The sequence below is a fragment of the Hominimerdicola alba genome (genome assembly GCF_900109655.1).
GTDB lineage: Bacteria > Bacillota > Clostridia > Oscillospirales > Ruminococcaceae > Hominimerdicola > Hominimerdicola alba_B.
On record NZ_FOAT01000001.1, the window covers coordinates 16,431 to 37,444 of the forward strand.

Here is a 21,014-nt window from a genome sequence, read left to right on the forward strand (position 1 = left end):
TTAGGTAAAAAATTTTCAAAAAACCCTTGCAAAAATCCGGATGTTATATTATAATAGTATTTAGCTAAAAAATGAACGGCAGATAAAGATATATGCCACACAATGCGATTCGTGCAGCTAAGGTTGTGTTAAGCTGCATTTTTCATAAGGAGAGTATGAATGAGAACATGCAGAATTTCAGCGCTTTTGATAGCAGGAGCGCTTATGCTGCCGCTTGTCGGCTGTTCTAATAAAACAGGTGACAGCAGCGGCTCGGATAATGCATCATCTGCCAAAGAAACTAAGGCAGTGGCGGATAAGGTGGAACTTAAAGATTATAAATTTCCCGAGTTTCTTAACGATATCAAACAGCCGGATTCTCTCAGTAGACCTGTTTACGTGAGCTTTGCTTTGTCCGAGTACGTAAGTGAGGTCACTGAACAGCCTTTTGAGGGATATGAATGTTCCCAGATGATAGAGAATTCACTTTATGTCTTTTCTGAGGGCAAATATAAAGGGCTACTTAATATAAAAGGAAGAGTTGTACTCAAAGCAGATACCTATACTTCCATCAGTTTGTGCAGCCCGGGTACGCTCATGCTTTCAAGGGATAAAGAACTAAATGCTCCTGATGAGTATATGGCGTTCAATATATATGGTACTGTCAGAGCGGTATCCACGCCAGAGTTTAAGCCTGATAATATAAGCATTGAAGAGGAGACCAAATATAAACCGGTCGCATCCAATGAAGATGAAGCACGTTATAAGGCGTATAATCTGACAATGGGTGATGGTATAACAGTCGGAGAGGGTTCGGCGTATGTTGACTGGGATAAGATCGAGAGCGTTTCAGCTCAGTCGATAAATACTTCACGTCCTTATAATGCATATTACAGGGTGCAGAAAGGTGAGGAAATCTATTATATCTGCTTCGACCGTTTCTATAACTATACTATATATAACGGAGCTTACGGCTTCGTAAGGATGAAAGTCGGCGAGGGATACGGCGGATGCTATATACTTGACCATGAGGATTATTCAGAACTCAACAAGCTGATCGAAAGTTTCGGCGAATCTGGTCCTGTTAAATCACCAAGCAAGGATACGGGGCTTGATTATGTTCAGATAGAAACTGGCTATGGCACTGATGATATTGTTACCATGACTATTTCAGCCGATGGCTATTGCTTTACAGAACATCTTGGCAGCGGTGATCAGCAGCCGCAGAAGTATTTCACCATACTCGATAAGGAAAGCTTTGTCAGCCTTGTAAAATGGGTAGATCAGGTGCTTTCGGAAGAATACAAAAAATGAGGACTGATTTTGCAGGAAAATGCAGTTTTTCCTGCAAAATTTTCTGTTTTGGGCGCTGTAAGCATTGACAAGTACCTTTTATTGTGCTATTATATTATGTGCAGGTCTTTTTGATGATAGTTTAAATAATTTCAGCATATGATGTAGTAACAAGGTCATCGGTCTGCGAACAGCATTGTGATATCTGCGGCTGTAATAATATATTTAGAAAAAAGTCGTGGAAGCGGCGAGTTATATACGGAGGACAAAATGAGTTTATTTGATGCGATCGTACAGGGGATACTTCAGGGTTTGACAGAATTTTTGCCGGTTTCCAGTTCTGGACATCTTTCACTGTATCAGCATTTCACAGGCAATAATGGCGAGGGTGCGCTTTTGTTTTCGGCAGTACTGCATCTGGGTACGCTGGTCGCTGTTTTCATAGCTTTCAGAAAAGATATCTTGGAGCTTTTTAAAGAGCTGGGCAATATTTGCTCTGATATTTTTAACCGCAGGTTTACCCTTAAAGATATGAACCCTCAGCGTCGAATGATCGTTATGATAATCGTTTCTTGTTTGTGCCTTGCGCCTTTTGCTATTTTCAAGGATTGGTTTGAATCCATAGGCGAGGATAGCTCTATTTTTGCCGAGGGACTTTGCTTCCTTTATACAGGTGCTATCCTGTTTATGTCTGACAGATGTACAAAGGGAAATAAAAAAGCAGGGGATATTAAAGTTAAGGATTCCATAACAGTTGGTCTTTTCCAGGGTGTTGCGCTTCTTCCCGGTGTATCGAGATCCGGTTCTACTATCTCCGCAGGACTGTTTTCGGGATTCTCGCGTGAAACCTCTGTAAAGTATTCGTTTATTCTCGGAATACCCGTTATACTGCTTAGCTGTCTGCTTGAAGTGGCAGAGTATTTTAAAAATGTAATGGACTCAAATGTCAAGGTTGAAAAAGTAGGCTTTACCAACTGTGCTGTCGGATTTATTGTGGCAGCAATAGTAGGCGTACTTGCTATAAAACTTGTCAGCTGGCTGGTGAAGAGCGATAAGTTCAAGGTGTTTTCATACTATACATTTTGTCTCGGCACAGTAGTACTTGTTGTCGCATTCATCGAATTCTGCATGGGTCATCCAATCAGTTTTAAATAATTACATATCTGCGAAGAAGCTTGATATCTGGGGCTGAAATATCGACCCTTGTGATGATTCAGGCTTTTTGCGGTTTTTTGAACCATAAGAAAATTCACCATATTTGATGAAAGGAAAGTGTTTAAATGGCAGCAAATGCCCCGGGGTCTAAAACAACCGGAAGACCGGCTCTAAAAAAACAGACGGCTCAAAGCTCACCGAAAGTAAGCAAGGCAGCACAGGATGCTCTTAATGCTGCCAGAGAAAGGGAGTTCAGGCGCTTCTGGTCATACATACTGTTCTTCACAGGCGTGCTGGAGCTTTTCATCACGTTCATCAGGGGAGATGGTCTGTGGCGGTCACTGCATGATCTCAATCGCGGACTTTTCGGTTTAGCTGTGTTTCTGTTTGCCCCAATGATGATATATGTTGCGCTTATGATAGCGTCAAATACGAAGAAAAATACCGTTGTTGCCAAGTGTGTCGAGGGCGGTGTACTTATGCTGCTTTCAAGCGGTATGGTTCAGATACTACAGGTAGGTTCTGTACAGGGCGGAAGTTTTTTCAAAAAGCTTAAAGGTCTGTACGATGACGGCGTTGAACTCCGCGGCGGCGGACTTGCCAGCGCTGTGCTTGGCTGGCCTCTTCTTGCGGCTTTCAAAAGGCTGGGTGCATCTATTATTATCCTGCTGATCGCATTTACTTTTATACTTCTTCTTACCGATCTTACTCTTCCGCAGCTGTTCAAGCTCCTTTCAAGACCTTTTGTTGCATCGGTCGAAGCAGTTCGCACCGATAGAGTTGAGCGTGTAGTTGCAAGGCAGGAGAGGGAAGGTCAGTTAGGTAACGGCGATAATGAAATGAGACGCAGACCGGGACTTCCGGCGCCTGCCGCTATGGAAGAAACTGTTCCTCGCGGCAAACAGCGCGTTGATTTCGCTAAATTTGTCACCGATGATGATAAGGTGCCTGAGCATGAAGTTGAAGAGATAATCGATAATGGCGAAACTATCGCCGATGATATCAAGCCTTCAAGAAAGAAGCGAGATCTTTCCAAGGCTGAGGAAGTATCCGTTGAGATAATTGAGGAAGAAACTCCCGATGACAGCGAAGACCGAGAAGAACTCAAAAAGATCATCGAAGCGGCAGTTAACCGTAAGAATTCTCCTGCTTCGGATAACGAGGACAAGCCCGATCTTCCCAAGGTTGTAAATATAAACAGCAAGGGTCAGACTACGATGTTTGAAGAGGACGAAAAGATACCTGTGTACGTGAACCCGCCTGTTGATGTGCTTAAATATCCCAAAAAGAAGATCGATAAGGCGATAATAGAAGCCGAGATACAGGAGAAATCCCGCAAACTGGTGGAAACTCTGGAAGTATACGGAGTAAAGACACGAATCACAGGCATTTTCAGAGGCCCTTCGGTAACAAGATATGAACTACAGCCGGCGGCAGGTGTCAAGGTGGCTAAGATACTCAGCCTAGCTGACGATATCGCACTTAATCTTGCGGCGCTGAGTATACGTATCGAAGCACCTGTTCCCGGAAAGCCATGCGTTGGTATCGAAGTGCCGAATGATGTACGAGACCCTGTTTCTCTTCGTGAGCTTATTGACAGTGACGAATACCGTAATGCCAAGGGCAAGCTTACTTTTGCTGTCGGCAAGGATATAGAAGGCAAGATAGTTGTGGGAAATATTGCAAAAATGCCCCATCTACTGGTTGCGGGCACTACCGGTTCAGGTAAATCAGTGTTCACCAACTCTATTATCATGAGTGTGCTGTATCACGCTTCTCCCGAAGAAGTCAAGCTTATCCTTATCGATCCTAAAATGGTCGAATTCAAGCTTTATGACAGGATACCTCATCTGCTTATCCCTGTTGTAACCGACCCGCTTAAAGCCGCAGGCGCACTGGGCTGGGCAGTTAACGAGATGAACAAGCGCTACAAGATGTTCGAAGCTAATAACGTCAAGAATCTTGAAGAATTCAACGAGATGCTTACCGCCGAACATTCAAAGCCTGTCGATGAAATTGATCCTATGTTTGCTAAAATGAAGCTAATGCCACAAATACTCATAGTTATCGATGAGTTTGCCGATCTTATGATGGCGGCGGGCAGTGAGGTCGAGGATTCTGTCATCAGGCTGGGACAGCTTGCACGTGCGGCGGGAATTCACATGGTAATCGCTACACAGTCCCCCAGAAAGGACGTTATCACGGGACTAATCAAGTCTAATATCCCCTCGCGAGTTTCCCTTAGCGTATCCAGTAACGTGGATTCACGAGTTATCATGGATCAGGGCGGTGCTGAGAAGCTTCTGGGTAACGGAGACCTGCTGTACAAGCCTGTGGGTGTCAAGACACCTATACGTATACAGTCGGGCTTTGCTGATACTCCCGAGATAAAATCTGTCGTAGAATTCCTTAAAAGTGAACATTCAGCGGAATACAGCGCTGATATCATGGCAGAGGTCGAGGAGAATATGCCAAAGCCCAAGGAAGACAAGAAGAGCGGCGGAAACAGTGATTCCGAAGACGTTATTATCAATCCTGATGATGATCTGATCGATCAGGCAATAACCGTTATTGTTTCCACTGGTAATGCTTCAACATCATATTTACAACGTAAGCTGAAACTGGGCTTTTCCAGAGCTTCCAGAATTATGGATCAGATAGAGGAAATGGGCATAATCGGACCTCAGGAAGGCGCAAAGCCCCGAAAGATCAACCTTACCGAGGAAGAATGGCTTGAAATGCGTGCCAGAAGATAAGGTGCTTTACAATGGCTGATAAAAAAGGTAAAAAGAGCAGTCCGCCCCCGAAAAAGGTAAGTGGGCTTTCCATAAAGCAAAGAGTGCGGCTCATACTGCTGATACTAGTATTATTTGCCGCAGGAGTAGTCTGGCTCTTACATTATTTTCAAATAATATCCGTTCAGGATATTATGGTGAAGCTTGGTCTTGCTGACCGACCAGCCACCCGCTCAGATCTTGAAGTCCATATCATTGATGTGGGTCAGGGCGACTGCATACTTGTGGCATCGCAGGGACAGATAATGCTGATTGACAGCGGCGAGCGAGATGAAAGCAATGCCGTCGAGTCTTATCTTCTGAGACACGGCATCCACCATATCGACCGTCTTATAGCTACACATCCTCATTCGGATCACATTGGCGAAATGGCTGAGATAATCTACACTTTCGATGTTGACAGCTTCATGATGCCGCGTATCCCCGATGATTACGTACCTACTACCAAGTGCTACGAAGATATGCTGAAAGCAGTTGATGTAAGGGATGTTTCGGTAATGTCCCCTGAGGATACGAGTTTTCATCTGGGGTGCTGTGATGTGCAGATATACACCTCGGGTGTAGAGGATTCGGATAATCTCAATAACTATTCTCTAATTGTCAAGGTCGTTCACGAGAAAAACAGTTTCCTGTTTACAGGTGACTGCGAGAATGAGGAAGAGAAAACTCTGCTGGATAAGGGCGTTGATCTTAAAGCGAAAGTACTCAAAGCCGCTCATCATGGCAGCTCGACTTCTTCCTCAGCTGATTTTCTCGATGTTGTCGATCCCGAATACGCTGTTATTTCCTGTGGAAAAGCCAATGATTACGGGCACCCCCATAAAGAGACAGTAAGGCGGCTTTCAAAATACGCACGAAATACCTATATCACCGCCCGAGACGGCAGTGTGGTTTTCATTTCGGACGGCGAAGGACTTACAGTTGAATGTGAGAGGGACAAGAAATGAGATTCGCGGTTGACAGGATTGAAGGCGAATTTGCAGTCTGTGAGGACAGCGAGGGCGCTACGATAAATATTGATCTGAAAAAACTTCCACCCGATGTGAAAAGCGGAGATATTTTAGTTTTCAGAGACGGACGTTTTCTTAATGATAAAACAGCAATGTCCGAAAGACGTGCTGAGATCTCAGCATTGCAGGAAAAATTGTTGGGAAAGTCTACCGATTGAAATTGCATACCATTATCATAACAGATAACGCAATATGCATTGAAATGGAGTGATATATATGAACAGAGATCTGTTTTCGGTCATAAAGGCTAAGCTTCCGAGCCTTTCAAAGGGTCACAAGCTTATTGCAAATTACATACTTTCGCAGTATGATAAGGCGGCTTTTATGACCGCGCAGAAACTGGGCAAGACAGTAGGTGTTAGCGAATCGACGGTGGTCAGGTTTGCTTCCGAACTGGGTTATGACGGTTATCCCGAACTGCAAAGGCAGCTCCAGGATCTTATGCGCAACAAGCTGACTGCTGTACAGCGTATCGAGGTCAGCTCTGAGCAAATGAACGGCGAGGACGTTCTCCAGCGAGTGCTTAACCAGGATATCGACCGTATCCGCGCAACACTGAATGAGACCAACAAGAACGATTTCAATCATGCCGTTGATCTTATCACATCGGCTAATACCATATATATCATCGGCACAAGAAGCTCTGCGGCGCTGGCTTATTTTCTGAACTATTATCTGAACTTGCTTTTCCCCCACGTAAAGCTCGTTCCAAGCACCACAACATCTGAGCTTTTTGAACGTATCATGCGCATCGACAAAGATGATGTCATGATAGGTATCTCTTTCCCGAGATACTCAAATCAGACGGTGAAAGCGCTGAAATACTCCAAGACCAATGGTGCGAAAGTTATCGCCATAACCGATTCCACAAGTTCGCCCCTTACCGATTATGCGGACGCACTTCTGCTTGCTAAGAGCGATATGGCTTCATTTGCCGATTCATTAGTTGCGCCCCTTAGTCTTGTAAATGCACTTATCGCCGCAATTTCTATCAGAAATGTTGATCTTGTGACACAGACTTTCGGCAAGCTTGAAAAGGTCTGGGAAGATTTTGACGTATACGCAAAAAACTCTGAGAATACGGAGAATAACGATGCCGACGAAGAAGTATGATGCAGTTATAGTCGGCGGCGGCGCGGCAGGACTTTTCTGCGGTGCTCAGCTTGCAACACTTGGCAAAAGCACTGTTATTATCGAAAAAAACGAGCGATTTGGAAGAAAGCTCCGTATCACAGGAAAATGCAGATGTAATGTAACCAATAATTGTGATGTTGAAACCGTGATGAAGAATATTCCACGCAATAATCGCTTTATGTATTCTTCACTCAGCAGGTTCACCCCTGAGGATGCTATGGCATTTTTCGAGGGAATTGGTGTTCCGTTGAAGACCGAGCGCGGTAACAGGGTCTTTCCTGTTAGCGACAGCGCCCATGATATCGCCGATGCACTGGTGAAGTTCTGTCTGGATTGCGGAACTGAACTTGTCAGCGGGGAAGTGACTTCACTTATCATTGAGGACGGCTGTGCAGTTGGCGTTAAGTGCGGAGATAAGGAATACCGCGGCGGAAGTGTGATAATCGCCACAGGCGGACGTTCCTACCCTAAAACGGGTTCTGACGGCTTTGGTTATAAGCTCGCAAAATCAGCAGGACATCACGTAACGCCTATAACACCCTCGCTTTGTCCAATAGTAACCGAGGAATCAGAAGAATGTGCTGAAATGATGGGTCTTAGCCTTAAAAACTGCACGCTTTCTCTTCGCGAGGACAACAGCACAAAACCTCTGTACGAAGAACTGGGCGAGATGCTATTCACGCATTTCGGGCTTTCGGGACCTCTCGTGCTTTCTGCAAGCGCGCATATACGCGATATCGAAAAGCACAGCTATCATATTGATATCGATCTGAAACCCGCACTTTCTAACGAACAGCTTGATGCGCGTATCTTAAGGGATTTTTCTGATTTTCCGAACCGCGAGTTCGGCAATTCTCTCGGAAAACTTCTTCCCGCAAAGATGATACCTGTCATCGTTGCAAGAAGCGGCATACCTTCGGAAAAGCGTGTGAATCAGATAACCCGTGATGAACGGCGTTCTCTTGTGGAAGTCATCAAAAAGCTTACTTTTAAGGTCAAGCGGCTTCGTCCCATAGATGAAGCCATAATCACCCGAGGCGGTGTTGAGCTATCCGAGATAGACCCGAAAACTATGCAGTCCAAGCTGTGTAATAACTTATACTTTATCGGTGAGATACTCGACCTTGATGCATACACAGGCGGCTTCAATTTGCAGATAGCATGGTCTACTGCATATGCCTGTGCGCAGGCTGTGGAGTATACGTATCAATAAATGAATTCTGGTTTCAGCTTAATTACAGCTGAATACTATATAAGGAGTTGTAAATATGGGAATTAATATCGCACTTGACGGACCTTCCGGCGCAGGAAAATCAACTATCGCAAAGGCAGTTGCCGCTAAAATGCAGTATGTTTATGTTGATACAGGCGCTATGTACCGCGCTGTTGCCTGCTATATGGTAACCAGCGGCACAGACCTGGATGATACTTCCGCAATCATCGAAAAACTGAATGATATATCTATTAAGCTTGAATACAGGGACGGCGCTCAGCACGTTATTCTTAACGGCGAGGATGTTTCCGATAAGATAAGAACGCCCGAGATATCCATGGCTGCTTCAAAAACCTCTGCTATCCCCGAGGTAAGAACATTCCTTTTTGATCTCCAGCAGACCATGGCTAAGGAGAACGATATCATCATGGACGGCAGGGATATCGGTACGGTAGTTCTGCCTAACGCTGATGTAAAAGTATTCCTTACTGCTTCCGCCGAGGAAAGAGCGAAACGCCGCTTCAAGGAACTTCAGGAGAAAGGCGACCCATCAACTTACGAGGAAGTTCTCCGTGATATCGAACAACGCGATTTCAACGATACTCACCGTGAGACCGCTCCTCTTAAAAAGGCCGATGATGCGGTAGAGGTAGATACTACCAAGCTTGATCTTCAGCAGTCAATAGATGAGATATGCCGAGTTATTACCGAGAAGCTCGGTGAAAAAAAAAATGATACTCCCGTGACCGAGAAAAAGGAAAGGGCTCCCAAGGCGATAATGGAAGTCCGACCCATAAACAAGACCAATAAGGTCAACCCACTGCGGGTCTTGGTTTACGGTCTGCTGCGATGGATAACCATTGGCATCTATCATCTTTATTATGATATTAAGTGGGAGGGCGTTGAAAACGTCCCCAAGGACGGCGGAAATATTTTCGCTTCCAACCACCGCAGTTATCAGGACCCCGTTTTTATTGCACTTCACGCCCGCGTTCCTTTGTCATATATGGCTAAGGAGGAGCTTTTTCAGGGAAACAAGGCTTTTAAACATCTGATAACAGCTTTGGGTGCATTCCCTGTCAGTCGAGGAAAGGGCGATACGGGCGCGATCGATACATCTATTGAAAAGCTCCAGAACGGCAGAAATCTTGCGATTTTCCCCGAGGGCACCCGTTCTCGTGACGGTAAGGTCGGAAAGGGCAAAACCGGTGTTGCACTTATCGCTGCTGTCGCACAGACTAAGATAATTCCTGTTGGTATTACATTTGAGGGCAAGCTGAAATTCCGTAAGAAAGTGATCGTTCGTTACGGCAAGCCAATTGTTCCCGCCGAGATCGGAGCGAATAATACCGACAGCAAGTCTCTCAAAGTTTTAAAAAATAAAGTAATGGAAGAAATTACTAGTCTGGTGAATGAATGATGTTAACTAATTGTAAAATTTCTGTTGCTAAAAGCGCAGGATTCTGTTTTGGTGTAGACAGAGCGATAAAAATGGTGTATAATGAATTAGATAACCGAAATAATATTGTAACGTTAGGTCCGATCATTCACAATCAGAACGTCGTTGATGACCTTAAAGCCAGAGGGGTTTATCCCGTGGAACTGGATGAGGTCAGAAATGGTCAGACAGTTGTGATACGCTCCCACGGCGTAGGCAGAGATGTCTATGATAAGCTCGCTGAGCTTGACACCGAGGTCGTTGATGCGACTTGTCCCTTTGTTGCAAAGATACATAATATAGCCGGTGAAAAATCTGCCGAGGGTCATGTGATACTGATAGCAGGTGATGCCAGTCATCCTGAGGTGAAAGGGATAATGGGACACTGTCATGGCGAGTGTTATGTGTTTGAAAATTGTGGCGAATTTGAAAATTTGGTGAAAAATGAAGATTTTTTGTCAAAAAAGGTTGCAATTTTGGCTCAAACGACGTATAATAAGAATATGTGGAAAGAATGTGTACCGCTTTTCAAAAAATATCTTCCCCATGCGGAGATATGTGAAACGATATGCAATGCCACCAATATCCGCCAGAATGAGGCTGAAGAGCTGGCAAAAAAAGCGGATATAATGGTGATAGCGGGCGGAAAACACAGCTCTAACACCCACAAGCTTAAGGCTATCTGCGAACAGCACTGCAAATGTGTTCTCGTGGAGAATGCCGAAGATCTGCGAAGATGCGGTCTTGACCTGACAGGTGCAAAATTTATCGGGATCTCTGCCGGTGCTTCGACACCCGGCTATATTATAAAGGAGGTACAGGACACTATGAGTGAACTGCTGAACAATGTTGACAATACTGTTGACGAAGAATTTAATCTGGAGGCGATCGATAAGACCCTCAAAAAAATATATCCGGGAGCGAAGGTAGAAGGCACTGTCGAATCTGTGAACGAAACCGAAGTCATCGTTGACATCGGAACCAAGCACACAGGCTATGTATCACTGAGCGAACTTACAGATGACCCCGGCAAGAAGCCTGCGGATATCGTAAGTGTTGGCGATACCATCGAGCTGATCGTTATCAAGACCAGCGATACCGACGGTACTGTAATGCTCTCCAAGAAGAGAGTTGACGCTGACAAGAGCTTCCAGAAGATCAAGGATGCTGCTGAGAGCGGCGAGATCCTTGAGGGTATCGTTACCAACGTAGTTAAGGGCGGCGTACTTGTTTCCGCTGACGGCGTAAAGGTATTCGTTCCTGCTTCTCAGGCTGCTCCCAGAAGAGATTTCGATCTCAACGATCTGCTCAAGCAGACTGTTAAGTTCAAGATCCTTGAAGTAAATGACGTTAAGCAGAGAGCTGTTGGCTCTGTAAGAGCTGTAGCTAGAGAAGAGAAGGCTGCTGCACAGTCCAAGTTCTTCGATACTGCTTCAGTTGGCGCTGAGATGGAAGGTGTTGTTAAGTCCATCACAGATTACGGTGTATTCGTTGATCTGGGCGGCGTTGACGGTCTTGTAAGAAGAGCTGACCTTAGCTGGAACAGGATCAAGCATCCTTCCGATGTTGTTTCTATCGGCGACACCGTTACTGTTAAAATCAAGGATATCGATCCTGAGACCAAGAAGGTATCCCTTACATACAAGAAGGATTCCGAGAATCCTTGGGAGATCTTTGTTAACAACTACGAGGTAGGTCAGGACGTTAAGGCAACTATCGTTTCTATCACCTCCTTCGGTGCATTTGCACAGATCATTGATGGTATCGATGGTCTTATCCACATCTCTCAGATCGCTAATCAGAGAGTAAATAACGTTGCTGATATACTTGCTGTCGGCGATGTTGTTGACTGCCGCATCACTGAGATAGATGCTGATAAGAAGAGGATCAGCCTCTCCAGAAGAGCTCTGCTTGATGATGAGGAAACTGAGGAGACCGACGCTGAATAATCAGCATTAATTTAATGGGGACGGTCAACGTCCCCATTTTTTTGTGAAAAATAGAGAGCTGAACCGTTTATAAATGTGCTTTTAAGCGAGTTAAATAAGTATATTGTACGGTTTTTGTTTGTTTACCGCTCCATATTTTGTAAGCAAGAGTCTTGCATTATTCTAGGAAATATGGTATACTATAATTGATATGTAATGTTTGCGGTAAACGCAGTCAGTATTGGAAGGTCTTATTATATGGAACAAAAAAGAAGAAATAAAACAAAACATAGAAGACGAGGAACACACCCTGTTGTTCATATACTTAAAGCTATGGGTACGCTTCTTCTGTCGATTTTTCTGATAATAATAATTACTCTGTCCATCTTTGGCACGGTACTTACCATCTACGTTCTGAATTTTGCTGATACCACTACAGATATCATGCTTGAAAAGAACGTTGAAAGCAATATCACGAGATTCCTTTACGATAACCCTGATTATGATGAGGATACCGATGACCCGAAGGACAAGTATGTGCTGTATTATACCATGAGGAACGAGTACAAGCATCAACTGTGGGTCGATCTTGATCAGATACCTCAGGTTGTACAGGATGCCTTTGTGTATACCGAGGACGAACGTTTTTATGCCCATGATGGTGTTGACTTCAAGAGTACTTTTGCTGCTTTTGTAAATGCGTTTCTGCCTAATCGTTCCAAACGAGGCGGTTCTACTATTACTCAGCAGACCATCAAGAACCTGACCGGCGATGATGCGGCATCAGGCGTGCAGGGTATCGAGCGTAAGATCCGTGAGGTTTTTCGTGCGATAAACGTTGAGAAGAACTACACTAAGGAAGATATTCTCCAGACTTATCTTAATGTTGTTCCCCAGGGTACTCAGAAATATGATATAATTGGTGTACAGTCAGCTGCTAATTTCTATTTCGGTAAAGATGTTTCAGAACTTGATCTTGCCGAAGCAGCTTGTCTTGCAGGAATGAACAATGCCCCGGCTTGGAATAACCCTATCGATAATATCAAAAATAATGATATCAGAAGGCAGCACTGTCTTGAGCGTATGCTTGTAAACGGAGCGATATCCTCACAGGAGTATAATGACGCTCTTAATGAACCTTTGGAGCTTGCTGGTAATTTTGATTATTCAAGTGAAACTGTTTATGACGGTGAGCTTGAAGAGCAGGGTATGACTGACTGGTATCTTGATGCTGCTATTCTGGAAGCCAGGGAAAGAATTGCTTCCGAAAGAGGCATTTCGATTGATGAAGCAGCAGAGAAGATCTCTAATGGTGGCTATACTATTTATACTTGTGTAGATATCGATATGCAGCATGAGATCGAAAAGAAAATGCAGGATGCAAGTAATTTTACAACTTGGTATATGGATCCTGAGGATGATACACTATGGTCTGCCTTTGTTTGTATGGACTATAAAGGCAATGTTAAAGCCGTCTGCAGCTCTCGTTCAGAAAAAGATGAGATGCTGGGTTGGAACCAGGCTGTTAATGGTGAAAGATCCCCGGGTTCGTGTATAAAGCCTATTGCTTCTTATGCACCTGCCCTGGATCAGGATCTTATCACCATGACATCGGCATATAACGATAAGCCCATAAAATTAAATGGTAAAGACTGGCCTGTAAACTATTCTGAATTTGATGCTACTCAGGGTAACTGGTCATATAAGAATTTCTACACATATCAGATGCTGCTTAAATCTCTTAATACCATGCCCGCACAGCTTATCGATCAGCTTACACCATCGTATTCATATAATTTCTTGAAAACTAAACTTGATATAACTAACCTGTTAGATACCGATAATGACTATGCTCCTCTTACTGTAGGTGCTTTCGGCTATGGTCTTCATCTTGATGAGCTTGTTGGTGCATATATGATCTTCGGAAACGGAGGCAGAAAGTACGAAAAGAGCTATATTTATAAGATAGAGGATGCTGCCGGAAAAGTTGTTTACGAGAAAACTGACGGTTACAAACAGGCTATTTCTGACAGTACAGCTTATATAATGAATCGAATGATGCAGTATGTCATCAACGACAAAGAAGGTACTGGTAGATACGCTAAGCTGAAGAAGACAGATCTTGTTGGTAAGACAGGTACGTCTGAGAGCTGGAACGATCTTAACTTTGTAGGCTGTACTCCCGATTACGTTTCGGGTATATGGATAGGTTATGAGAAACTTGAGACCATACCGACAAATGATTATCAGAATATCGGTGCCATTTGGAAGAATATCTTCGGTGATATAGCTGATTCAGAGCCTCATAAGAGTTTTGATGATGAAGGCTGTTTCCCCATGCCTGATACTGTTGTAAAGCTTAACTTCTGTACAAGTACAGGACTTATAGCAACTGATCGCTGCGCAAGTCAGCAGGTAGGCTATTTTAAGGCATCAAACGTTCCTGATTATTGTTACCACTAAAGCTATTTACCGTTAAGTTGATGGTATTGACCTCCGTACCATATAAGTACGGAGGTCTTATTTTGAAAGGTCAATTATGAATAATTTAAGACTATGTATCCCTTGTCACTTCGGTCTTGAAAAGACATTAAAATTTGAGATCGAAAGGATAGGAGGGGAGAACCTTACCGTTACTGACGGCAAGGTCACTTTCAGCGGCGATTATAATACCGTTGCAAAAGCAAATCTGTGGGTCTCCACAGGTGAAAGAGTGCTTATTGAGCTTGCTTCATTTACTGCCCGCAGTTTTGAAGAGCTGTTTCAGGGTGTTATGAATATACCGCTGGAAGAATTTATCGGAAAGTATGATGCTTTTCCCGTAAAAGGGCATTCGCTGGATTCACAGCTTCATTCCGTGCCCGATTGTCAGAAGATTATAAAAAAAGCCTGTGTCAAGAGGCTTGAAAAAGTCTACGGTATTTCCTATTTTGAAGAAACAGGTGCTAAGCATCAGCTGCAATTTTCGCTGATGAAAGATGTTTTTACTCTTTATCTCGATACCACCGGTGAGGGTCTGCATAAGCGCGGATACCGCAGAAATTCCAATGCTGCACCTATCAAGGAAACTCTTGCCGCAGGTATTATCGACTTAGGAAGAGTCAGAGCTGATTCCATCGTATGCGACCCCATGTGCGGTTCGGGAACTTTTCTTATCGAAGCCGCTTACAAGGCGCTTAAGGTTGCTCCCGGTATACGTAGGAATTTCGCGGCGCAAAAATGGGATCAGATTCCTGAAAAGGTCTGGCAGAATGCCCGCGCAGAAGCTATGGATATGATAGACAAGCAGGGAAGTTTCAAGGCTTTCGGCTTTGATGTCGATGATATCGCGGTGGAGCTTACAAGAGATAATGCCAAAAAGGCTGGTGTAGGTTCTAAGCTTACAGTCAAGCAGCAGGATATCAGCAAATTTGTTCAGCCCGAACAGTGCATCACTTTTTGCAATCCTCCCTACGGCGAAAGATTGCTGGAGATTCGCGATGCTGAGGAACTGTACAAGCGTCTCGGTGAAAGATTGCAGCCGTCAAGGGAAAGACCTTGTTATATAATCTCACCACATGAGGAGTTTGAAAAATTCTTCGGCAAAAAGGCTGATAAAAAGCGCAAGCTGTATAACGGCATGATCAAATGTGATCTGTATATGTATTTTAAATAATGGATATTGAAACAGCAAAGCAGATTCTTTCTGATAATTTTAATGTCAAGGAAAACACATTTACATATATCATGTATGAAAAGAATCGTTTTCCAAAAGAAGAATTCTGGCAGGTCTATGACAGTATCGAATTTCTTGTGAATAATAAGGTATTCACCCGTGAACTTGCTGAACAGGTAAGCTATTGTTATGAGCGTTTCCTTAAAGAACTTATCTATCATTGTGATGGTGGTGATTCTCACGGGTTAGCTGATCTCCCTGAAAATTTTTATGTTTATATAGATCGGTTGGATTATATAGTAACAGCTTTTTATCGCGGTTATGATAAATTGTTGGATGACCGTTACTTTGAATTGGAAAGATATGGTTAAGGAGAAAAATGTATACATTAGATAATATTGACGGTATAGTATTTGACATGGACGGTGTCATATTTGATACTGAAGCAGTTTGTATGAAGTGCTGGCTGAAAGTCGGTGAAAGACACGGACTAGAAAATGTCGAGTATTATGTGCGTCTTTGCACAGGCAGAAACGATAAGGATACCGAGCGTATAGTCACCGAAGCTTACGGTGATAAGCATGATATTAAAAAGCTTCGTGCAGAAGTAAATGAGGAAGTTCAGGCGACTTTAAGGAAAGGTGTCCCACTCAAAGATGGCGCAAAGGAAGTTCTTGAATGGCTTCACGAAAGCGGAGTTAAGATCGGTCTTGCATCTTCTACACGCTACGATATAATAGTTAGAGAGATGACAGAAGTTGGTCTGCTGCACTGCTTTGATGCGATAATCGGTGGAGATATGGTGGAGAGATCAAAGCCCGAACCCGATATCTACCTTATCGCCTGCGAAAAGCTTGGCTTTGATCCCAAGAATACTTTCGCAGTCGAGGATTCCCGCAACGGAATAATCTCAGCAAGTGCCGCAGGTATGATGCCGATTCTTATCCCCGATCTCATCGAACCTGATGAGATCATGCTTGAAAAGGCATACGTCAAGCTTGACAGCTTGATGGAATTCAAAGATAAAATGTTAAGTACAGGTTTATAAACCTGACAAATAAAGGAGGTACAAAAAATGCGTTACGAAATCCAAGGCGAGCCGATGCCAGTTGTTATCTGTTATCTGAACAACGGCGAGGCGATCAAATGTCAGCAGGGAGCTATGAGCTGGATGAGCCCCAACATGAATATGTCCACCAATGCAGGCGGTGGAATAGGAAAGGCACTTTCCCGTGCTTTTTCGGGTGAATCCATGTTCCAGAATGTTTACACTGCTACAAATGGTGACGGCATGATCGCTATGGCATCAAATTTCCCAGGCACTATCAAGCCCATGGACGTTTCTCAGATGCCTATAGTTGCTCAGAAGTCAGCTTTCCTTGCAAGTGAGATGGGAGTTAATATGGAGATATTCTTCCAGAAGAGATTTGGTGCAGGCTTCTTCGGCGGTGAGGGCTTCATCATGCAGAAGTTCTCGGGTCAGGGTACTGTTTTCCTTGAGCTTGACGGTTCTATCGTTGAGTATCAGCTGGCTCAGGGTCAGTCCATGCTGGTTGACACAGGTTGTCTTGCTGCTATGGAAGCTTCCTGCTCCATCGATATCGAACAGGTTGCAGGCTTAAAGAACAAGCTGTTCGGCGGCGAGGGCTTCTTCAATACAAGAATTACCGGTCCAGGTCATGTTTGGCTCCAGACAATGCCTGTCAGCAATCTTGCAGGCGCTATCAGACCTTACATTCCTACCGGAGCCTGATAACTACATATTTGTATACAAAAAAGGGCGGAAAGATCAAGTCTTTCCGTCTTGTTTTTTACTGTCTTTCGCTCATTGCCATTAGTCCCGCGATCATCAGGTCATGATCGGTTGTTATCTTGAAATTCATGGGTTCTCCCTTTACGATATGTATGGGATAGCCGCACTCCGTAAGGATACCACAGGTATCCGTCAGTGAGCCAAGCTTTTCGTCCCCAAGCTTTCGTATGCAGTCGCATAAAGTGGATATCTCAAATGTCTGAGGCGTCTGCGCCCGCATAAGCTGCTTACGGGGGAGATTCTCCGTCACTGTTGTACCATCGGTCGTCCTGATAACAGTGTCATCTGAGGGTATGTAAGTGCCGCAGGCTGCTGCGTTCATTGCCGTATCAATATTCTCACGGATTATATTCTCGCTGACAAATGGTCGCACTGCATCATGAGTTACCAGCACATCGCCTTTGTTAATTCCGAACAGGGCTGTTATCTCACGCAGGATATTCAAGACAGTTCCATTCCTGTCCTTGTCGCCCGTTACAAGCCTGACACGTTTTGTGCTGATATTGAATTCCTCCAGAAGCTTGTCGGCGTAGTCATACCAATCGGGATTGATTCCCACGTAGATACGCTCGATCTCGCCTATCTCCTCAAATGCGCGGATCGTCCTGATAAGTATAGGCACACCGCCTATTTCGATGAACTGCTTGGGTTTGTCGGCATTTTTGATACGTGTGCCGCTTCCGCCAGCAACTATTCCTGCAAAGATCATACTATCCCTCCTTCGGTATATAATAGGTATCGTCACCGCAGAAGACTATTTTGCTGCCTGCGGGTATTTTTCGTATCATGTAGCAAACATTGTATGCATCGGGATAAGGGCTTATCATGCCTATCATAGAAAGTATGAACAGTATGCTGTTCAGTGCTGCGTTATCGGCGGGCACCAGCTGAAACAGTATCAGCGGAACCAGACCCAGCAGATACGGCAGAAGTGACATCAGTGCGAACATACCCTTTTTCAGCGGATAAAATGCAAGCGCCACCGCAGCGAACTGCTTTAGTATGCCAATGCTTACGGTCGCTTTTCTTGGGTAAACTATGGCATGAAGAAATTCATGTAGGATCAGGTAAACAGGCGCGATCAGAAGTCCTGCAAATGTCCATGGCATACTTATGACATTCATTTTTGCCGCCGAACATTTCATCACCATTGATATCATGCATATCATAAATGAACCGATCGCAAACGGAGCAGCTTTTAACATCATCTCGCCCATAGAGTTCGGCAGATCTGTTTTAACAGCATTATCAGGCAGAGGTGCCGTCTGATATTTTTTTATGTCTTCCTGATCTATAACTCCGATCCATTTTATCTTCGGCATGATCCTGCTCCTTTCTTAATGATCTGTTTATTTTCGTTATGCAGAAATTTCCACGAATACAACAAACGGGCGAGTTACCGCCCGTTCAATTAAACTAGATTAGTTGCCTTTCTTGATATCGTACTTGTCCAGCAGAGCGGTGATCTTCTTGTGAGGATCAATTACCTCTGAGATAGATGCATCGTGATTGAGGGCAGCGATATAGTAAGCGATATACTTGGCAACATCAACTTCGTGGAACCACTTTCTATCCAGCAGTTCGGGAGTTCTGTAAGTCAGGTTAGTACCGAAAACACCATCGATAACACCTTCGTCATAAGCCTTATCAAAGCTTGCCAGACCGTTTGTGAATATAGCATAGGTAGCGTAGCAGTAGATCTTGCTTGCGTTGCGCTTTTTCAGCTCTGCAGCAACTTCCAGCATGGATTCGCCGGAAGAAATGATATCGTCAGCAATGAATACGTCCTTGCCGGTAACGTCATTGCCCATGTACTCGTGTGCTACGATGGGGTTTCTGCCGTTTACAACAGTTGAGTAGTCACGTCTCTTGTAGAACATACCCATGTCAACGCCAAGTACGGAAGCGTAGTACATATTTCTGTTAATAGCGCCCTCATCGGGAGATACGATCATGAAATGTGCCTTGTCGGGCTTGAAATCGTCCAGACTTCTGAACATGGATTTCAGAACCTGATAGGAGGGGATAATGTTGTCGAAGCCCATCAGAGGAACAGCGTTCTGTACTCTGGGGTCGTGTGCATCGAATGTAAGCACATTTGAAACGCCCATAGCCTGGAGTTCCTGCAGTGCTACAGCACAGTCAAGAGATTCACGGTAGTTTCTGCGATGCTGTCTGCCGCCGTAAAGGGAAGGCATGATAACGTTTATACGATGAGCCTTGCCGCTTGCAGCCTGGATGATACGCTTGAGATCCTGATAGTGATCGTCAGGCGACATATAGTTCTCATGGCCGAAGTAATTGTACTTTACGCTGTAATTACCCATATCACAGAGAATGAAAAGGTCGTTTCCTCTTACGGTCTGTTTGATAAGACCCTTGCCGTCACCGGATGAAAATCTGGGACACTCAGCATCAACGAGGAATGTCTCCTTAAAGAAATTGTCCTCATTAGCCCACTTTACCAGATAAGCGTTGACTTTTTCTCCCAGTTCCTTTGCACCCTCCATAGGGATAAGTCCCAGAGGAGCCACTCTGGAATCGTTGTCAAATAAGATCTTGTCAGCACTGCCCATTATCTTACATACCTCCATATTATACATGGCGAAATTTGTCCGCCTTATTCCAATTAACATTATAACTTATAATCTGTTCTTTTACAAGGGGTTTTTCAGAAATTTAACAGTTTTTCATCTTTTGACCAAAATTATACTTTTTTACAAAAACAATTTTTGCAGTTAGTTATAACAAAAATCGAATACCTTCTAAAATGCTATGTGCATTTTGTGATAGAGTATATTTTTGCATTATTGGTAATCAAAAAATGCAAAAATCCTCTTTACATTTTCATAAATATGTTGTATAATTAGATTCGGAAAATTTAAGATATTATGGAGGAATTTAAAATGATAGTTACTTGTCTTGATCTTGAGGGCGTTCTGGTTCCCGAAATATGGATTGCTTTTGCAGAAGCAAGCGGTATCCCCGAACTGAAAAAGACCACCAGAGATGAACCCGATTACGATAAGCTGATGCAGTATCGTCTTGCAATACTGAAGGAGCATGGTCTTGGTTTGAAGGAGATCCAGAATACTATTGCAAAGATCGATCCTATGCCTGGCGCTAAGGAATTCCTTGATGAACTGAGAGACTGCTGCCAGGTACTTATCCTCAGCGATACTTTCACACAGTTCGCAAAGCCCCTTATGAAGAAGCTTGGTATGCCTACCATCTTCTGTAATGAACTGGTAGTTGCTGATAACGGCGAGATCATAGGCTACAAGATGCGTTGTGAAAAGTCAAAGCTTACTACCGTTAAGGCACTGCAGTCCTGTGGTTTTGAGACTATTGCCAGCGGTGACAGCTTCAACGATCTCGGTATGATACTGAATAGCCGTGCTGGCTATCTGTTCAGAAGCACAGATAAGATCAAGGCTGATTATCCTCAGCTTCCCGCATTCGAGACTTACGACGAACTTCTCGCTGCTATCAAGGCTGAGATAGCTAAATAATATAAAGCGACATCACGGACATCGACATTTTATCATGTCGGTGTCCTTTTATGCCACTATGACCAATTATTGGAAGTTATATGAACTTT

The 21,014-nt window shown here is 44.0% G+C and carries 18 protein-coding genes; 15 read left to right on the forward strand and 3 right to left on the reverse strand.

The genetic code is table 11. The annotated features are described in order from the left end of the window. The first annotated feature begins 159 nt into the window (after nt 1-159). The 14 genes from BMY75_RS00090 to BMY75_RS00155 all read left to right on the forward strand — a co-directional run bounded on the left by BMY75_RS00090 (nt 160) and on the right by BMY75_RS00155 (nt 17,353). Nucleotides 160-1,293 (forward strand): hypothetical protein, encoded by a 1,134-nt coding sequence (locus BMY75_RS00090; RefSeq protein WP_074827830.1) that lies wholly within the window; start codon nt 160-162, stop codon nt 1,291-1,293. 249 nt (nt 1,294-1,542) lie between these two features. Next, entirely contained in the window at nt 1,543-2,427 is an 885-nt protein-coding gene (locus BMY75_RS00095; RefSeq protein WP_074827834.1) for an undecaprenyl-diphosphate phosphatase, read from the forward strand. A gap of 125 nt (nt 2,428-2,552) precedes the next feature. After that, nucleotides 2,553-5,183 carry a DNA translocase FtsK gene (locus BMY75_RS00100; RefSeq protein ID WP_074827837.1) on the forward strand — a complete coding sequence of 877 codons (2,631 nt, stop codon included), beginning with the start codon at nt 2,553-2,555 and terminating at the stop codon, nt 5,181-5,183. A gap of 11 nt (nt 5,184-5,194) precedes the next feature. Then, nucleotides 5,195-6,169, forward strand: coding sequence for a ComEC/Rec2 family competence protein (locus BMY75_RS00105; RefSeq protein WP_074827839.1), 975 nt, complete (start codon nt 5,195-5,197; stop codon nt 6,167-6,169). Continuing rightward, nucleotides 6,166-6,390 carry a DUF3006 domain-containing protein gene (locus BMY75_RS00110; protein ID WP_074827843.1) on the forward strand — a complete coding sequence of 75 codons (225 nt, stop codon included), beginning with the start codon at nt 6,166-6,168 and terminating at the stop codon, nt 6,388-6,390. The genes BMY75_RS00105 and BMY75_RS00110 overlap by 4 nt, the downstream gene beginning before the upstream one ends. A 58-nt stretch (nt 6,391-6,448) precedes the next feature. After that, nucleotides 6,449-7,345: a MurR/RpiR family transcriptional regulator gene (locus tag BMY75_RS00115; protein WP_074827846.1), complete on the forward strand. Its 897-nt coding sequence runs from the start codon at nt 6,449-6,451 to the stop codon at nt 7,343-7,345. After that, nucleotides 7,326-8,579 (forward strand): BaiN/RdsA family NAD(P)/FAD-dependent oxidoreductase, encoded by a 1,254-nt coding sequence (locus BMY75_RS00120; RefSeq protein WP_074827849.1) that lies wholly within the window; start codon nt 7,326-7,328, stop codon nt 8,577-8,579. The genes BMY75_RS00115 and BMY75_RS00120 overlap by 20 nt, the downstream gene beginning before the upstream one ends. A 55-nt stretch (nt 8,580-8,634) precedes the next feature. Continuing rightward, the gene (cmk, locus tag BMY75_RS18685; RefSeq protein WP_074827852.1) at nt 8,635-9,999 is read left to right on the forward strand and encodes a (d)CMP kinase; all 1,365 of its coding nucleotides are present in this window, start codon (nt 8,635-8,637) and stop codon (nt 9,997-9,999) included. Next, nucleotides 9,999-11,966, forward strand: a complete 1,968-nt coding sequence (locus BMY75_RS00130) for a bifunctional 4-hydroxy-3-methylbut-2-enyl diphosphate reductase/30S ribosomal protein S1 (protein ID WP_347499919.1) — start codon at nt 9,999-10,001, stop codon at nt 11,964-11,966. The genes cmk and BMY75_RS00130 overlap by 1 nt, the downstream gene beginning before the upstream one ends. Before the next feature lie 312 nt (nt 11,967-12,278). Next, nucleotides 12,279-14,408 carry a transglycosylase domain-containing protein gene (locus tag BMY75_RS00135; protein ID WP_242940137.1) on the forward strand — a complete coding sequence of 710 codons (2,130 nt, stop codon included), beginning with the start codon at nt 12,279-12,281 and terminating at the stop codon, nt 14,406-14,408. A 76-nt stretch (nt 14,409-14,484) separates the two neighbouring features. Then, nucleotides 14,485-15,600 (forward strand): THUMP domain-containing class I SAM-dependent RNA methyltransferase, encoded by a 1,116-nt coding sequence (locus BMY75_RS00140; RefSeq protein ID WP_074827862.1) that lies wholly within the window; start codon nt 14,485-14,487, stop codon nt 15,598-15,600. Further along, entirely contained in the window at nt 15,600-15,971 is a 372-nt protein-coding gene (locus tag BMY75_RS00145; RefSeq protein WP_074827865.1) for an Imm41 family immunity protein, read from the forward strand. The genes BMY75_RS00140 and BMY75_RS00145 overlap by 1 nt, the downstream gene beginning before the upstream one ends. Before the next feature lie 8 nt (nt 15,972-15,979). Next, a complete protein-coding gene (locus BMY75_RS00150; protein ID WP_074827869.1) occupies nt 15,980-16,648 on the forward strand; it encodes an HAD family hydrolase in 669 nt (222 codons plus the stop codon). A gap of 27 nt (nt 16,649-16,675) precedes the next feature. Beyond that, entirely contained in the window at nt 16,676-17,353 is a 678-nt protein-coding gene (locus BMY75_RS00155; RefSeq protein ID WP_074827872.1) for a TIGR00266 family protein, read from the forward strand. Nucleotides 17,354-17,411: 58 nt separating this feature from the next. Here BMY75_RS00155 and BMY75_RS00160 read toward each other — a convergent pair whose 3' ends face one another. The 3 genes from BMY75_RS00160 to BMY75_RS00170 all read right to left on the reverse strand — a co-directional run bounded on the left by BMY75_RS00160 (nt 17,412) and on the right by BMY75_RS00170 (nt 19,989). After that, the gene (locus tag BMY75_RS00160) at nt 17,412-18,122 is read right to left on the reverse strand and encodes an IspD/TarI family cytidylyltransferase (protein ID WP_074827875.1); all 711 of its coding nucleotides are present in this window, start codon (nt 18,120-18,122) and stop codon (nt 17,412-17,414) included. Between the two features lies 1 nt (nt 18,123). Continuing rightward, nucleotides 18,124-18,735, reverse strand: coding sequence for a DUF3267 domain-containing protein (locus BMY75_RS00165; RefSeq protein ID WP_074827878.1), 612 nt, complete (start codon nt 18,733-18,735; stop codon nt 18,124-18,126). Nucleotides 18,736-18,834: 99 nt separating this feature from the next. Beyond that, complete coding sequence (locus BMY75_RS00170) at nt 18,835-19,989, reverse strand: ribose-phosphate pyrophosphokinase (protein WP_074828944.1); 1,155 nt, start codon at nt 19,987-19,989, stop codon at nt 18,835-18,837. A gap of 330 nt (nt 19,990-20,319) precedes the next feature. Here BMY75_RS00170 and thrH point away from each other — a divergent pair, with 330 nt between their 5' ends. Beyond that, the gene (gene thrH, locus BMY75_RS00175; RefSeq protein ID WP_074827882.1) at nt 20,320-20,925 is read left to right on the forward strand and encodes a bifunctional phosphoserine phosphatase/homoserine phosphotransferase ThrH; all 606 of its coding nucleotides are present in this window, start codon (nt 20,320-20,322) and stop codon (nt 20,923-20,925) included. Nucleotides 20,926-21,014 lie beyond the last annotated feature (89 nt).